We start from the raw sequence: 17672 nt of genomic DNA, 5'->3' as shown, positions 1-17672 counted from the left end.
GCGTTGCTTTCATTTGTAATAGCCCGCTATGACTGCATAAAAGCGCCTTGATATTGAACAAAATATCATCCTTGGGTTGTACGTAAGTGTGTTTACAAAACATTTTCTATGCCAAAACCCTTATCCAAACCTGAGGTTAAATATGATCATTTCGCCAATAACCATGCGCGCAAGTAAGCGCGTGGTCAAGATACACGGCATGCCATAAATAACCCTCTTGATGCGACTGTTCATGTAGTTCACCATGCTCACACCCAGCACTGTATATGTGTTGACCCTCCCCCCCGTTTGCGCGGTTGTTACGCCAGTGGCCTGTACACATTAAGTTCTCACATTTATACGCCCCCCCACCATAAAGCGACGCGCTGTTATGTTTTGCCAAGACTTCACTGTTATCGCAATGTGCCACAGCACCTCCACGTTCAGCTTGGCAAAATTGAGCATCAATTGTTGAGTATTTCAAGCCATAGGCGGCTCCCCCTTGGCGACCCGCTTTACATTGTCTAATGTTCAACGCTTGTACCTCAGTCGCTTCGACATCTCCATATATCGCACCACCATCATGGCTAACACAATGATGCTCTATCACACAGTTAAGTTGAATATTTTCGACATAACGTAAACTAAACGCGCCACCACTGCCTTCAAAGCGAGATGGTTCACCGGCAATCGTACCGTCAAAAGTGAAGCCTTTCATCTGTACATTTTTCACCTTCGCGTCTCGCTCTCCCCGCAGAACAAAGCGACACCCTGGGTGTGCTTTAACAATACGTGTTTCTTGCTCGTTAAAGCCGACAATACTCACATTTGAGCCTATTTCTACAGCTTGATTAAGCTTGTACGCACGAGTTACTTGAGGGTGACTGTTGTGTGGATAGAGTAAAATAGTCACATTATTCAACGTGCCACGTTCAAACACGGCATCAAACTCTTGCTGATCATGAATCGCGATGACTTTCTTACCATGGCTCAACTGCCAAGTATGCTCATCAATATACGCTTTTACCGCTGATTGCGTGGCCAATGTGTTATTTGACGTTTGTTCACCACCGAGTAGCGGGTCTTGAGAAATCATATTAATCGTCGGACTATTTGGTAAGTTGACCGCTGAGATAGATAAATCATCAGCCGATAACGCGCCTTGAATCTGACAATCCCCCGCTATTTGCGCACCGTTGCCTACCTCCAAACGTCCCTCAACCGAAAGGGCTTCACTAATTCGCGCATCACCATTTACATCCAGTTTATGACTTGCTTGTGCTGTGCCTAAGCCTAATTGACCTTCACAATTGAGGTGTAGCTGCGTGTCACCACTTATCGCAATATCTAACCCAGCTAACCCTTCTTCGCTATTTATTGCCAATTTTGCTGACGCTCGCGTATCTCCTATATTTAATGTATCTTGCGCACTCAACGACCTTGTACTCAAGGTCGTGTTAAACTCAGCTGGACCATTCACCTGCAAACAACCCATCAGTGCTGTGTCTGGTTTTATCAATACTTTACTGTCGGCTTCTAAACCTTCAATATTAACGCCACCTTGAATAGTCGCATGCTTGCCAACATGTAAATCATCCTTCAAGCTAGTACGTTTCTCTACAGTGAGAGATTCAGCAACGGCGACATTTTTGACAAAATCACTGTCTCCTTCCACGCGAACTTTACGTGTGAATACAGCATGGCCTTCGACTGTTAAGCTATCTTTGAGTAGAACGTCATCACTTACGGTTAAATCAGAACGTAATTCAACATCCCCAAAAATCTTTGCGCCGTCTAAACACTCTAAACGACCCGCCCCTTTTAACACACCGTCTAACTCAATATCACCTGTTACAGTAACATTGCCAGTCACATCTAAGTGTGCTCGGGGGTCTTCTGTCCCAATACCCAATCGGCCCTCTTTGAAAACCACGGGGTCACTGCCTTGGTGATAAACAGCCAACGCTTTATCAAAATGGTTTTGTTCAATACTTAATTGCGCATTACCTAACCTCGCTGACGATGAATCATCTTGCTGATGATGAAATGCTAAACCTACACGGGCCTCGCCCAATAGCTCCGTATTACCATAAACATTCAAGTTACTACGAAAGCTGGCGTATTCATTTACATGCAAACTGTCATCAATTTCCACACGCCCTGACACAGTTAAATCTTTATGGAAACGACTGTCCTCAGCCACATCCAGCATGTACTCTGGTCGCTCTAGCCCTAAGCCCAAGTTTCCTTGTGAGAATACTAACCCCACCTCACCATTATGGTGATCTATGCGTAACGCTTGCGCTTGCTGTTCACAGATATGAACCCGTGCTGATGCTTCGTAAGGTGTTAAGCTCAGATCACCGCCGATGCTCACGTCATCTCTAAATACAGCTTTATTATCAACCGTTAAGGCATTATCACCCACTTGCCCTTTAATAACGACGTTACTTTGTGCAACAAGTACGCCCTCTACGGTCACTGTATCATTGAGTTGTGTATGCGCAGTCACAGTTAACGCGTCATTTAATCGCGCCAATTTACCCACTGTGAGGGTATCTGCTATGTCTGTCGCCTCACTTACCGTTAATGTGCCATTCAACACACTGGAACCTGATACCGACAATGCGTCTTTTGCCGCCTCAGCGGTGTTGTTTGTGACACTGACATCAAGGCCATTTCGTAACGCCGTTTCACCAATGACCTGTAATTTGTCTTCTATATCTGTTCGACCTTTCACCTGCAATGCTAGCTCAGGATTTTCAATTGCGAGTGTTCCGGTTATTTTCGCCTCACCCGTGAGAGAAAAGTCGGCACTATTCACATCGATGGCTTGATTAATTGCCAACTTTCCTGGTTGCGCATAAATCACCTGAGCGTTTGTCTCATCACTGATTTTAAACACCGGTTCAACACCAAGTTGCGTTAACTGCAACTGAGAGTCGTTAGTACGAATAAAATCGCCATCATCGCTGAAGACACTAAACGCGCCGCGTAACTCGGTGTTGCCATACACCATAAACTGAGCATCCGTTGCATCGGAACCAACTTGTGTCTGTGTTAAGCTGGCACGAAAAGCCGGTAGGCTATTTTCGCTCTGTGTAATGTCTAGCGTGTTTCGAAGCGTAACATGTCCCTCAAACATACTTTCTGAGCCGACATGAAAATGAACTTGCGGATCTGCCTTATGAACCCCCACATACTCCGCTTTATTTACCAACACTGAGGTGGTTGCATTGCCGTTTTTATAACTGACATCGATGCCTGATGTCGTCGTCTCATCCGCCAGTACAGCAAATTTGGCTGACGTCGTAAACCCATGAGCATACGATAACGCGGCAACTTTAATTTGTTCATTAACCAGCGAAGTATTGGCATTGACATGTCCTGAAATATCGAGTGATGGTGCGCTGACTTTGCCTGTCGCATGCATGCTGCCTTCAACACAAAGAGGTAAACTCCCCCCCTCACTGCCCAGTGTGACTTTTTGTTTCTTAACACGTAAGAGTGCTTTATCTTCATCATCTTTGATGAGTAACGTGGTTTCATCTGCACCTTGCGCATTAATACTAACCCGCGCGTTACTTTGACCTTGTGCATGACCTACATTTAACCGTTCACGTATCACTGCGTCAGTCGCCTGCAAAGTTGTTGCTGCAGTAATATCTTGAAATTGAGCGCTGTGCTTAACAGTCAATGGGGCATTAATCAAAGCACCTGCTGCGCGTTCAGGCTCCGTGGTGCCTGATTGTTCTCCCACTAGTAATGTTTTACTTTGAGTGAGCCCTGATACCGTTGCGGAGTCTGAAACATGAAGCGTCTCTACCTCTGTATTCTGTGCGGTTAAGCTGCCCTCGACAACAGATGTTTGACTGGTCGCCCGGCCCGATACATATAAATCTTGTGCTATTTTAGTTGGCTTATATAGCGTTATTTCTGTTTCATCGGTCACAGGTGCACTCGTGACTTTAATATACTTATCATCACCGTTTTGCATGTTGAGCATGCTACCTGGTTGCGCCGCATGAATATCCAGCAATGCCTCAGGTTGATGCGTGCCAAGGCCGACTTTTCCCGATATGGCTGCATTACCTTGTGCAACAGCTCCCAGCGACGTTCCTACTGATACACCACCTTGTACTGTAAGCCCTTGTGCTATTTTCACCTCGTTATTAAACTGACTCGGCCCATCATTTTTAAGGTGTACTGTGGCGCTGTCTTTACTGACGCCAACTAAAAACGATCCATCCACATGCAAATGACTATCAGGCATAGATGTATTAATACCCACTTTACCTTCAGAGTCGATAATGAACGGCGTGTCATCATTATTCTCATCATCAACACGTAGCAATGCATCCATGTCACTGCTTGATTTATTAATATGCAGTATTGCCTTAGTACTGTCTTTATTGATACCAACACCCAGCGCCTTATGTGCCTCCAGATGTTGATTAAAAATAGCATTATTCGCAATGAGGTTACCCTCAAGATTGGTTGCCCCAGTAACTGCTAAGCTGTCCTTCAGCGTAGTTGCACCACTAACATTTAACTGCTCTGCCGTGGTGTTCGGACCTAAGGTCGTATTTGTGGTAACAATTAACTTTTCAGTGTTTACTTGATCAGCTTGCACCGTTGTCATGTGAGCCGACTCACTTGTCAGTGACTGCGTTTTAATATCACCAGTCACTTTGACCATTGAGGTATCTGCGTTCACTTCTAATACGTTGTATGCATTTAACGTGTTTGCACTGGCCGTGAAATTACCACTTTCGCCCACTGACACAGCGTCTGCCGTAACTTTCACCATGGTTGCTTCAGCATCGGCTCCTGCAACTATCAGTTGCTCTGGTGTTATGGTAATGTTCGCGCTAGGTGCCGTTGAACCTGGCGCCAAGTCTTTGCACTTTATATGCAGAGGCGCAGTCACTTCCAACGTTTCATCGTCACCGGCGCCTGTCACTTTTAAGGGATCATCCACTTGGTTAAAGCTAGAGCGAATTAATGACTCAAAATCATCACCTGTCGGGGTTTGTAAATCATCAAATTTGCCAATTAATGACGCACGGCTTTCAGGTGCTGGCGTTGATGATTCGGTGCTCGACTCAATATCTTGCTCAGTTGAGGTAGTCATAAGTAGTTCCTTGATTAGATTCGATTTGCCGTACTTTTGGCGACAGTAAATTTAGAAGCCTCTGGGCTTGTAGGGTTTATTTTTGAAAGTGAAACCGGTGAAATAGGCGTTAAATATGGCAATGGGGTATAACCCACAGTAAAACGGCGATGATTATTAGCGCTGTCTAACAGGCTAGGTTTACATATTTCGTCAATACAGTGCTGGGCGGTCAGGTAAAATACTGTATCCGCGCTAAAACCGATTGGAAATTCAAAGTTTTCGTTTGCAATAATAGCGGTAACTGAACGATGAATTTCGGATAAAACGACGCCGTCGATCTCGAGCTCATCTGATAATGTCTGTTCTGAGTACGTCTGTAATATGTCATACATGACTTGCTTAATGGTCTCGAAATCAGCCTCCTCATTCGTTTCATTTATAATCAATGAAGCCAGCATCCAACGATGCTCGGCGCTGTCCGATGCCGCATCTATTGGTAGCCTAAGAAACTGCTTTAATAGCGTATTCAGTCTCATTGCAACCGCAATAACAGACTCATTGAATTGCATGAACCGGCTCCGCTGAGCTTCGCCATAAAAATTCAGCCACCCATAATACAGCCGCTCAAAAAGACTCGTAGTTTCTTTGTCCAACCACATACTCTGGGCACTTTGATGCAGTGGTGTATACATCCTAATTTGAGAAGACACCAAGGCTCTAAATTCAAGGTTTTGGAACCGCGTCGGCCAATCTGGCAAAATAAAATGTAGCTGAGTCACTAAGGGCTGTTCAGATATGCTACCGGTTTTTAAATCGGTATTAAGCAAGCTTGATTCAAGCAAATAGAAGCTTTCCTTGTTATTGGTCGCAAGCGGCATTTGTCCTGGGTGGGAGAGCCCAATATGTCGCATAATATATTTACTGAGCCCAGCTAATTGATCACAGTGTGGTAAACGTGACAAATAATTAAACCCCATTCCTCGCTGGCACCCAAGCTCCCCTATTTCATTGAGTAATCGACATTTATCAATATACTGTCGAAGTAAAACTAAGCGAGCCACCAAACATTCTTCACCACTTTGATCTAATTCATTGTTTGCAAGTTCAGTCCCATACAAGGCAAAAACATTTTGGTACTTCAATGAATTAGGGTCTGGTACTGTAATACAAAAACGGGCCAATAAGTGTGCTGTACTGCGATTGAGGCGCGTCAGTTGGGCTAAGCTAAAATGCGCTTCTAAGGTACGCTGCATACCTTCATTCTGATACGTTTCAATTGACATAGTAATTAGATGCGCTAAGCCACTAATTCCTTGCAGTGCCTGACTCAATTGAGAGTGAGGTAGTGCATTTACACAGGTCCAAAATGCCACACATTGCGTTTGATTAATTGACTCACTGGCCAGCATGTCATCTAATAAAGATGCAATAACCTGATAGCTGTCTGGGCTTGGCAATGCCAGAATATGGGGGAGCACATCAAGTTGCTTGTGTTGGTCCGCTAGTATCTGATCGAATAAATGTAAATAACCTTTAAACTGCAACAGCTGTGCTTTTTGCCCTGAGTCAATAAGTTGATCTAAGCTTTTTTCGGTAACCGCAAACACCTTTGGTAGTTCGTGTTGCAATGAATCGTAGTGACTCAATGGACGATGCTCACCTTGTTTATGCGGCGCTAATAATATATTTCTTTCATTCAACGGTGCCGATTTGAATGTATCTAACGCAGCACGAATTCGAACTTTTTCATCTGTAGTTAACGTGTAAGCTTGCTGTTCAATGGTGATATTGATTGCATCAAAAAACTGTGGGCTTTGGAAAAATAACGCAGGCAGGCACACATCACCATTTGCATTTGGCGGGATTTTTGTTTGCCAATATTCATACCCTTGCTGAGATGATGCGGTTATAAACTTAAATTCACTAATATTGGCGATGTGTGGATGGCCATCAAGCACACTGAGAATATTTGAACTATAAAGATGCCGTTTTTGGGCTGTGTTCGCTAAATCTGAATCTAATACAAACCCATTATTTAGCTTTGGTCCATTATAAATTTGCTCTAAGCTGATGTTTTTTTGCTGTAGTTGCGCCGCGGTATATTGAGGAACACTCGGTGATATTTCATTGTCTATCAGTCGAAAAATGTCCACCAGCGTTTCAACTACATCATCGACGTTGTTTAAATCTAAGCTGACAGTCAGTAATATATCTTCCACCCCATAAAAGCCAATTTGGCCGAGTTGATGATTAACAGTTCGGTTACTGATAAATGCTTGATGGATTTTACTGATGACTTGTGCACGTATTTCATCACTACTTTGATACAGCTGAATCATCAAATCAAAGGTATCGCTAGCGCTCCCCGTTCCTGTATTTATGTCTTTGACATGCACATTTTTTACTTCTGCAATATCTAAAAATAAGCGCCGATAATCATCAGCTGTCACACAATGGCTGAATAGAACCGTTTCTGGTGCGAGGAACTGCTGCCCGCGATTCGCATCACTTTCTGCACGAGACAACAGGTCTTCTACAGGAAAACTGAATTTATAGCTTAAATCTGACAGGACATAGACTAATACCTCCAGTAACGTAATACCGGGATCAAAACGGTTGTGATCAGTCCACGTATTTGGTGCAAATTGTTGCAGCCGCTCAAGTGCTTGTACTCTCAATCCCTCGAGATCTTGTCCACGATGCAAAACAAGATCATTAGAGATTTTCAATGGATTAGAAACCATAATTTACCTAATAAAATAGAGGTGATATACGCAAGACGCGCTGACCGAAAAGCTGTGAAAACTTTCTTTTAAGCTTTGCGTCGCAATGTTATGTATTCGATTAGCAAGGGGTTGCTGTATTACTGCACTTTAAAGTCATGCTCAATTTCCCATTTACCAATGCCTTCAAACACATCGCCCGAGACACTGGCTAATGAAATCTTATGGTTGCGAGCCGGTACTAGGATCTCTTGCGCATCCTTTGGTGCTAATGCACTATATTCGTTCTGATTGTCACCCGCGCGTTTCGCTCTGATCACTTGGATCATATCTACCGCAACATGTTGTTCTAACACTTGGGCTAACGTTGTTAAATAAATCGTTTTTGACAATTCGGACTCTGACTTATTCCACGGTGTTAATGTATCTATGACCAGTTGATTGAGCTCGATAACAGAGCTTTGGATATCATAAAGCGGATTAATTTTTACAATCAGCTCTACTTGCACCTCTACATAATTTGGATCTTCAACCTTCACAGCTAACCCAGGTACTGTGAGCGCTTCAATCAGATTAAGTACCTCTCGTTTTAAATATCGAGGTGCCTTTGGTTGCAACACATCTGGATCATAATTTAATGGGATCACAATCAAGGTTACCCCTTGGGAAGTATGTACCGCTCGTGTTGAATGTAATTGTGGGAAAGTTTGTAATACACAATGTTCAAAATCCCACGCTGTTAACAGTCTTCCCCTATGATGTAAACGCTCACTTACTCTTTGATTAAATGCTGCTGTCGTTTCTGTGACTTTGGCATCATAACTTGGATAAGGCTGGCTAATTTGCTTAACCATTGGATCTGGTTGCGCTAACTTTACAATTTGCTCGGCCGATAAGGGTTTCTCGTAATGTGCTTGTGGGTGTTCAATACTTTTTAATGTGACTTCTACACCCTGTGTGAACATGCCACGTATGCGTGAATAAATGGGATATATTGAAGACTCATTGGTCGGGTATTCAACGGAGTCATACTCAATACTTGCTCTAAGCCACAGCCGGCCATCATGATTAAAGCTATTCTCCAAGCCAACTTTTGGTAAATAAAAAATAATGATACCCGAGTCAAGTAAATCATAAGTGCTATCTTGCAAAATACGCCCTTCGCCTGCCTCGCCTTGTGAATCTTCTCGCTTTAATCGCTGCCAATGACCATTATCAAAATATTCCCACAAAAATTTAGGCGAGTGCCCCATGTTATAACCATCGATGGGATCTATTTGAAAATACATACTCACTTGCCCAGGAGACACAACGTCTTTTAAAGCAATATAGAGATACCCTAATTTATCAATTTCTGGCAACAATTTAGCCTGTGCCATACGATTCAATGCTAGTGTTTGGCGACCAATAGGCGCTATATGCTCAAGCCAAATGGTATTCCCAACTACCGCGCTATGGGCGCTAGTGACGCTTTCACATTCATAATTCAACTGAACTAATTCCAAATGCGGTGTATAAGGGGGAGAAACCTGAATGGGTATGAAGTTATCTGGTGATTTACCCAACGCTATGCCATTTTGATAAGCAAAGTACTCCACAACACGTGTGTAGTCTTTGTGACCAAAATCTTGGCTGGTTAATTCGAGGCTGTACCATTTTGGCCACTGCCTCGCATCTAATTCAGCCATTGGCAACGTGCCATAGTCTGCCGCTACATTATTATCGGCTGTCGTAAACTCTATGGTATTTGCGGCTTTATTGTTGACAACGATTGGCAATGTATCCTGATCATAATCATCATAAAACAGTTTCGTGCTGTGTCCTTTCCCAGAAAGTGCTTCTGATGCTAACTCACTTCCCAGCGCTTTGTCCGATTGATAAATCTTCACTTCGCTATCGGGCCAAATTAAACAATCACACGTACTATCTAATAATGTGTTTAAGTCAAACGACGTCACAGCACTGCATACCTTTTCTTCCGCGCGAGTCGAATCAGACGCTTCCACAGTACAACGGCCACTTTCATTAAAGAACTCAGAGTTCTGTGATTGATCCGCTTGAGTAAAGAGGTAGAAGCTATATGGCTTGTAATACGTATTAAAGTCACTGGGTCTATCTAACCAAGTAAACGATAAGCTGGCGTAAGTAATGTCTTTGCACAATAACTCTGGATGGGTAAAATGAAATTTAGCCGCAAGCCTAGGGTCTAGACCAAAAGGATCAAACGGCTTTTGTGTATCCAGTGCGCCTTCGCTATTACTCGCAATAACCCCTGATGCGCCAGTCACTTTCACATTAAGTTTAATATGCTCTATGCCAATTTGGCTCAGTAACCCTTGATTCGATGCTTGTTCACCATAAACCGACAAATATGCATCGCTTTTCAATACAAACGATAAATAGGGTAAATGCAAATGGCCACCAATATATTCATCATCAGCTGGAGATAACGCAGGGAATAAAGGCGATAAGGTGATCTGAAGTCGAGTTTGGTCAACACTTTGCGCATGACTTTCAAATGCCCACGTATCAGCAGCCAATAACCTTGGTCCATCTACAGTACTGGCATAAATATCAAATACGCTCTGCCAATCGGATACATTTACGGGCGTACTTCCCAGCCTATCCGTCGCAAACTGCAATGTGACTACGCGCTCGCCGCCTAGCAAAAACAGATCTTGAGAGGCGACTTTAAACCCTAGCTCAACCTCAGGTTGACCTTCTTCGGTTGATAACGTCCCTAAGCTTGGCACACTCTGTTCAAGTATTTGCCCTGTTTGAGCATCAAAGATGACATTGCGTGCCACCTGCAATGATGCCTGTTGACCCGACTCTGATGTGATCACCCGATTTAAGGTGGCTGCAAAATCAACTTGGGCATGATTAATCGCTGCTGGTGTCGTTGTATGGTAAATTAGTGCATTACCTTCACTGTCTTTACCACCATCAAACTCAATCCCTTCAGCAAGCGTCATTGAGGCGATATCACCAAGTGTAATAACAACATGCGCACTATCCGGTTGCGCAACTTGCTTGGTAAAACGCAATACATCATGAAAATAATGATCCAAATGCCGACTCACAAACGCATTAAATTGTGCACTTGTATGTTGTAACAAATCAATGAACGTCAGCAATAACGCCAGATCAGGTCGACTCGCCAATGCCTGAGTATCAGTACTAACAACTTGGTTTTTTAGCATGTTGGCTAATGATGCTAACTGATTGGCATCAGGTAAAACCTGCTCCCAAGTCTGTAAATTCGGCACACTTGCTTCATCAATAAAACGTACTTGTTTTGCTAGCTGTTGCAGGTACACCAACCACTGCTCAATCGTGCGTGCTTCAATTTGAAAAAAAGCACTCGACAGTGGCTCTGTACGACGCTGAGATTGGCTTAACCCTTGGTGTAAAGGGGATAATATATGTACAGGATAATTAGACTTTTCAGTCATGATAAAACCTTAAGTTATCATTCTAAAATTAAAGCAATGCCTACAAATCCAAGCTAAGGTGCTGGTTTTGCAATAACCACGAAATGAATACAGCGCATAAACTCGAAAAATTCGGTACGATTAGGTTAACGTCATATTTAGCGTACGAAGCGATGTTGAATATGCAGTTCAAAAGCGTTGCGCATTGAACGAGAGGTGTAAAACGTGAACTCTTTTAGCCCAAGTAACAATCAATGAAGCTATACAGATTGCTCAAGTAGGTAAAAAGGAAAAACCATATTACTGCGACTATTGGTTTGGCGAATCAAATACTGCAATTCAATAGTGAGTATGCCGTCATATAACGCTGAGCTATCAAATACAATGTCTTGTAATGTGATCCTTGGCTCATAATTAAGTAATACAGTCGCTATCTCTTGTTTTAGGTCTGCTAAACTTTGCTCTGCGGCTTCTGAAAAAGTAAAACTAGACAACCCAGAACCCATTTCGGGCCACAGTGGACGTTCGCCAATGAGCGTGTGCAACGCCAAATAAATGGCTTGTTGCAATAGAACTTCACCTGACGCTATAGCGGGTCCTGACTCGGAGGTTGCAAAGCGTGGAGGGAACGCCCAGCCTTGTCCTAAAAATGCACTTTGTGACATGAATTTTTCCTTTATGTACTATTTAACGTCTGTCGCTTTGGCTTCTATGGTGGCATTGCCATCCGCTTTGAGGTGAATATCTTTACTTAAATCAACCATCGCTTTATCTTTACTCATCAAATTAAGCGTGTCTTTTGCTGTTATCGTGGCCATATCTTTTTGCGCAAGGGCATAGCCTTGCTTTTGCCCAAAGGTAATTGTTTGATCTTTGCTACCTTTAAGCAGTAAGTGCGGTTCTTTTAATGTAAATTGAACAGCCAACGCTGGTTCTTTAAAAAAGATGCCCCGCTGTTCATTTTTATCATCATATGCAAAAGGCGGCATGACTTTTGGGTTATGACATGCACCAATAATCACAGGATAACGCGCATCTCCTCCAATAAAGTCCACCAATACTTCAGTATCAAGGTCTGGCGGTAAGAAAACGCCTTCCTCTTTGCCTGCAAACGGCGTTAACAATCGCGCCCAAACGACCTTCTTGTTGGTTGCCGTTGGTAATAACACCGGAATGCGTTGTAACGCTTCATCATCTTTTTGAAAAGCGGCCACTTTTGCCATAACAGGGGCTGCTGGAGGTAACGTCTGCCATGGTGACCACAGTGTTCGTGTTAATGGCACACCCAATACATATTCACAGTACCAGCCTCTGTCACTGATATGGTGGTGAATTTCCCCCACTAAATACTCTCCAGCACTGAGCTTGCCAACGCCAGATACAGTTAACGCATCGAGTAATTTCACCCCTTTTAATGCTTTTTTACTCGACATATCAATGCGAACGCGACCTTGGTACATATCCAATAAACGAAAATTGACCTCCGCTGTTGCACTCGCGGCAAGCTCAGTTTTATCAACGGGGGCTTGCGCATGGCATAACTGAGCAGGCAAACTAAACGCGGCATCTGCATCTGCATGTTTTGGATATTTGTAACTACTCGCAAGAGGATCTGCATTCGCAAGCAAGGCTTGCTCTTTTATATCCCAACCGGTGTATTGTGTTTTCTTTAAATGGCTGCTTGTGTCTACAGACAGCTCAAAGTCAATACATCCATCCATTGCCAAATTAAACGTATGGGTGCCTGGTTGGTGTTTTTTAAGGTCAACAACATCAGCTTTGCCTTCATCGCATAAGACAAAGCCATTCACCAAAGCCCGATGCATCAACATATCCCACGGGGATTGCTCAATCATTAGAAATTGGTGGTGTTTAATCTCACTTTTAGCAATCTTACCTGCTGTCGCCCCAACTCCAGATAGCAAATCCGTTATGATGTCAGTATCTGATGTTTTTGGGTCATACAATTTACTTAGCTTTGCTTGGCAAAGCTTATTAACGTCGCCACGCGCAATCACCTGAAGGTAAGTTGCACGGTCATAACCAATCGATTGTTCGGTGATAACGCCAATATAAATTATCTGCTGCTGCGCCTCTGCAATCCCCGCTTTGACAACAATTTCCTTGCCCATTTTGAATAAATCAGCATCCGTCGTAAAAAACGACTCGGCCGCCATATCACCATCTTCAATGAGTAGCGTCAGTTGCGAAATTTGATTCACTCCCATGCACGTTTTTATCTCTCGCACGGCGACTTTTTCAGATACCGCATTACCTGCCACTGTAATGGTATACCGTATATCCATGCTATCGCTCCAACGGGGGATAAGTTATCTGCTGACCGATCTCTGCCCGTCGCACTGATGCCAGATTATTTGCTGATGCAACGTGGTGAACAAATTGCGCAGAGCCGTAGATCTGCGCCGCCTGTACCAACACCTTATCACCTGCTTTAAGCTGAAAAATATGCGTTAAATCTGGTGAGCTTTTCCCTGACTTTAATTTTATTTCTTTCTCTGATAAACATTCCGTCAAACAACAACTCACTTGGGCCTTCACCCGGCGGCCTTTGCTATCAACGAGCTCATTTTTGACTTCTACCTCGGAAAACATACCGCTAAAGCTGCCATCAGCGCCCGCATTAAGTGCCATATTGAGTGGGGTAATTGTCACAAACGCAGGCACATGGGTTTTCCCTTGTACCGCAGTGCCATATTTCAATAACGTTTTTATATGTGTTTCAGTCGTATTGTCACCCATTACACGCTGAAGCAATTGATTGGGTGTTTCAACAACGGAGTCATCCAATAAAAAAGTCATTTTCAAAGTAGATGGTGCCGACTTTTGATATTGACTGGCACCACTTTCGGCCCCCACAACGCTTGAACTGGTTACATTATTTTTGTACGAACTTTGCAAAGAATTAGAATCGTAAGGGAGCGTCAATTCAGCAATTTTATTCCCTGCTCCGCGTTCAACTTTTGTATAGAAGGTAATTTTACAAAGCGGTAAACCATCCGCGGTTATGCCATTATTTTTCATATTATCTATGGCCTCTTTTGTCTTACAAATTGTGCAAATTTAAGATCAACATAGCGTTTAAGGTCCACAGCAACACTGCTTGACCATCTGGCTAAATCATCTTCATTGAGTGTTTCATTCTCAGGGGCACATTCACAATTTTCATCCGGTGTTAATGCCTCATTAATTTCGCCATTATCCACATCGGCAGAAGCTGAACTCGAAGTCGGTTCTTGTGTCTTTAACTTTGCTTTAACTTGAATTTGATCACATTTAATGTCCACGCTCTCTCCTTTGCATTCTCACATCATTAGGGAATTGGGATCGATACTGACTTTAAGTCGCTATAACTAAAACTCATAGACTCAATCAGAACATCATTCCGAGTTGCGTCCAGACTGTCCCACTCCCAACTTTCTAAAAACGCCCGTTGTACAAACCATGCTTTGAGCGGCAAATTATTGTCGTTCAATAATGTAATTAGAATATCGTTACGCATCATGTACATATCCCAGTAATTCAAATTCACTAAATTACCTTCTTGTACCGTGCTTGGTACTTTCAATACCCCACGCTTAAGGACCAAAGTCCGTGCTTGCTTTGTATTGGCGATAGATACGCGATTTCCGCTACGCTCCACGCCTCGAGCTGACTTTAGTCCACTAATTTCTTTAAAGAATATATCTATAGGGTTAGGAATGCCGGCAGTCATGATCACTGCTGCAAATCGATACCCTACTAAAGGAATGCCTAGATCTTGGATCATAATATGTCCTAAAAAGGCACCGAAGTGCCTGACACAAGGAGAATGTAATGATTAATGGAATTCGATTTTAATATCGTCAGCCATCATTTCTAGTGACTCAACACTGGCTTCATTTGAGCCGCCATTAATGCTTGGCGCTGTAAGCTTTTTAGGGAAGGCATTAATCACTTTCCACGTTACTAACGGTTGGGAGCGATCTTCATTCGTCAATGAAATGGTAATGTCTTTTTTATCCACCAAATTTAGGCTAATCGACGAAATCCAATCGTAAAATTGACTTTTTTGACGTACTAAGCCGCGCTTAAGGGTGATATTCACATCTGTCGGTTGGCCAGGCATGTGTTTTTTACCATGACCATCTTTATAAGTAATTGTTTCAACACCAATATCTAGCCCAGAAACTTCTGAAAACGGGATACTCTCTTCGCCAAAACTTACCACAAAGCGGTAAACTGGAATAGGATACTCCGCTTCAATATCCGTTCTTGCTGTAGCCATATATAAACTCCAAAATTTGTATTGTGTGAGCAGCATCTGCCCATAAGAAATGAGATTGATTGAGTGGGTGTATTGATTGAATGCATAACCTCACCCAATCATTGAGTTAGAGGGCTTAGCCTTCTATGCTTTTATGTGAGAAAGTCAAGACGATAAACTCTGCTGGTCGCACCGCAGCTAGACCGATTTCGATATTCATAATGCCATTGTTAATATCATCTTCAGTCATCGTTTGGCCCAGACCCACATTGACAAAGAATGCTTGCTCTGGAGTTTCACCAAAAAATGCGCCTGCTCGCCACAGATTTTCGAGGTAGCTTTCAATCATGGTTTTAAGCTTTAGCCAGGTAAACGGTGTATTTGGCTCAAATACCGCAAAGTGCGTGGCTTTTTGAATCGACTCTTCGACAGTATTAAACAAACGACGGACAGATACATAACGCCATTCATTGTCATTACCTGCAAGCGTACGAGCGCCCCAAACCAAAGTGCCTTTACCCACAAAGCTGCGAATAGCGTTAATTGATTTGCCGGAAGTAGCATCAACGTTCAGATTTTTTTGGTCGTCGTTGTCAATGGCGAGTACCGGAGCCAACACCTGCGCCAATGCGACATTAGCGGGTGCCTTCCATACTCCGCGTTCCTTATCCGTTTTCGCTATGGCACCAGCTACTGCCGGCGACGGAGGAAGCACAAGATAATTTTTAGCGAGACGAGATTTAACCATGTTATACACTTCAGCTGAAGCAAATGGATAATTTGGGTCCCCTAAATCAGAGAGCTTGTGTACACCACCTGTAGGCTCTCCATACATTACATTGGCTGCAGCAAAATAAGTGCCACTTTCCTTCTTCTTAAATTGTTTATTCGTTGAATCAAATTCGACTTCATAAAGTCCTTTTAATGAATAATATTGGCCTGCTGTTGCTTTGATATATACTTGATCTACATGGGCGACGTGAGTGACATCCCCTAACGTATAAGTATAATTATCATCAATCACTGACATAATTGCAGTAGAGTCCTTAGCGCCTAAAAAGACTTCTAAACTATAGCTAGGGGTATTATTGATAACCACGGGTACTGAAGAGTGGACTTTAACACTTTCTTCGGCATAACTACGCGCTATATTTGTCTGCAGATATGGGTAATACGCACCACCATACTTTAGGCCCTGCGTAATGTTTGCTCGCAATTCTTGAGCATCATTTTCGCTTTCGGAGCTGCCTGATTGCGGGCCTTGCATTTGCACATCAACCAACCCAAATCGATCCATGCGTTTTGCTGCATGTTTTAATGCGGTATTTTGCACTTCATAATGATCTACTTTATCTAAACCTATGCTTTCTGGAGAAGAAATTAACGTAACTTCATCGACTTTATTTAACAAATTGATTGCCGCGACAAACTTATCCTTCGCATCAATTAACCCGTTTTTAGCTAAACCAACGCTCACGACGTAACACGCGCCGCCCCCATTAGAAAAAAAGTGGCTTACTGCTTGATACAAAAAGAACTTAGCCGCAATTAACGGGTTGTTTGTATCATTAGTATTATCTGTATCGTCGTCACTTTCAAAAATATCAAAGCCACCCGTAGAGTTCGGTATAACGGTAAAGCCTTCCTGATGCGGCCCTCCAAAATGACCTTCAAACTCAACCATACTTTTTATGCGCACTGGCATATTTTCAAATAAAGCTTTCGTTGAATCCTCTTGATCTTGTGTTGTGGTATAGCCAATAAACGCGGGGATTGCCGTAGCGACTTCCGCCACTGAAGGAGGCAAAATCGACTTTTCTCTAACGTAGACGTCAGGGGTTTTGTATTGAGACATAATGTTTCCTTTCGTTGAATAAACATATTCTTAAGCGCCGAGTCGGCAAGAATTTAAGGGATGGGGAACAAGTTCGATTATTTTAAAGGCATACCCACAAGCGCCGTGGTTGGGAACTTAACCTGTGGGCCAAACTTGTTCCCCAAAAGACAGTGAGCCTTTGCCACGGCTCCGCCACATCAGTCCCAACTGATGTGTACGTATTTATCTTTTTGTACAATGAAGACGCCATCAACCGATGGCTGTGAATTTAAATTTTAAATTTTAAATTAATTGCGACTACAAACGTGACACGGTAATT

General features: G+C 43.0%; 10 protein-coding genes. All 10 read right to left on the bottom strand.

What is annotated here, in order from left to right; all coding sequences use genetic code 11:
- Nucleotides 1-136: 136 nt before the first annotated feature.
- The 10 genes from J8M01_RS07195 to J8M01_RS23920 all read right to left on the bottom strand — a co-directional run bounded on the left by J8M01_RS07195 (nt 137) and on the right by J8M01_RS23920 (nt 17371).
- Nucleotides 137-5113, bottom strand: a complete 4977-nt coding sequence (locus J8M01_RS07195) for a polymer-forming cytoskeletal protein (RefSeq protein ID WP_211057524.1) — start codon at nt 5111-5113, stop codon at nt 137-139.
- A 14-nt stretch (nt 5114-5127) separates the two neighbouring features.
- Nucleotides 5128-7839 (bottom strand): hypothetical protein, encoded by a 2712-nt coding sequence (locus J8M01_RS07190; protein WP_211057523.1) that lies wholly within the window; start codon nt 7837-7839, stop codon nt 5128-5130.
- A 119-nt stretch (nt 7840-7958) separates the two neighbouring features.
- Nucleotides 7959-11273: a hypothetical protein gene (locus J8M01_RS07185; protein ID WP_211057522.1), complete on the bottom strand. Its 3315-nt coding sequence runs from the start codon at nt 11271-11273 to the stop codon at nt 7959-7961.
- 239 nt (nt 11274-11512) lie between these two features.
- Nucleotides 11513-11917 (bottom strand): GPW/gp25 family protein, encoded by a 405-nt coding sequence (locus tag J8M01_RS07180; RefSeq protein WP_211057521.1) that lies wholly within the window; start codon nt 11915-11917, stop codon nt 11513-11515.
- Between the two features lie 18 nt (nt 11918-11935).
- A complete protein-coding gene (locus J8M01_RS07175; protein ID WP_211057520.1) occupies nt 11936-13558 on the bottom strand; it encodes a phage baseplate assembly protein V in 1623 nt (540 codons plus the stop codon).
- A gap of 1 nt (nt 13559) precedes the next feature.
- Entirely contained in the window at nt 13560-14294 is a 735-nt protein-coding gene (locus J8M01_RS07170) for a hypothetical protein (protein ID WP_210997492.1), read from the bottom strand.
- 5 nt (nt 14295-14299) lie between these two features.
- Nucleotides 14300-14557: a hypothetical protein gene (locus J8M01_RS07165; RefSeq protein ID WP_192509454.1), complete on the bottom strand. Its 258-nt coding sequence runs from the start codon at nt 14555-14557 to the stop codon at nt 14300-14302.
- A 26-nt stretch (nt 14558-14583) separates the two neighbouring features.
- The gene (locus tag J8M01_RS07160; protein ID WP_192509453.1) at nt 14584-15039 is read right to left on the bottom strand and encodes a phage tail protein; all 456 of its coding nucleotides are present in this window, start codon (nt 15037-15039) and stop codon (nt 14584-14586) included.
- 51 nt (nt 15040-15090) lie between these two features.
- Nucleotides 15091-15537 carry a phage tail protein gene (locus J8M01_RS07155; protein WP_192509452.1) on the bottom strand — a complete coding sequence of 149 codons (447 nt, stop codon included), beginning with the start codon at nt 15535-15537 and terminating at the stop codon, nt 15091-15093.
- A gap of 115 nt (nt 15538-15652) precedes the next feature.
- Nucleotides 15653-17371 carry a phage tail sheath C-terminal domain-containing protein gene (locus tag J8M01_RS23920; protein ID WP_247671042.1) on the bottom strand — a complete coding sequence of 573 codons (1719 nt, stop codon included), beginning with the start codon at nt 17369-17371 and terminating at the stop codon, nt 15653-15655.
- Nucleotides 17372-17672: the final 301 nt, after the last annotated feature.

The sequence above is a fragment of the Pseudoalteromonas sp. MMG005 genome, assembly GCF_018101015.1.
Classification (GTDB): domain Bacteria; phylum Pseudomonadota; class Gammaproteobacteria; order Enterobacterales; family Alteromonadaceae; genus Pseudoalteromonas; species Pseudoalteromonas aurantia.
Note: the sequence above shows the minus strand (reverse complement) of the source record. Positions and strands in the feature narration are given on the sequence as shown.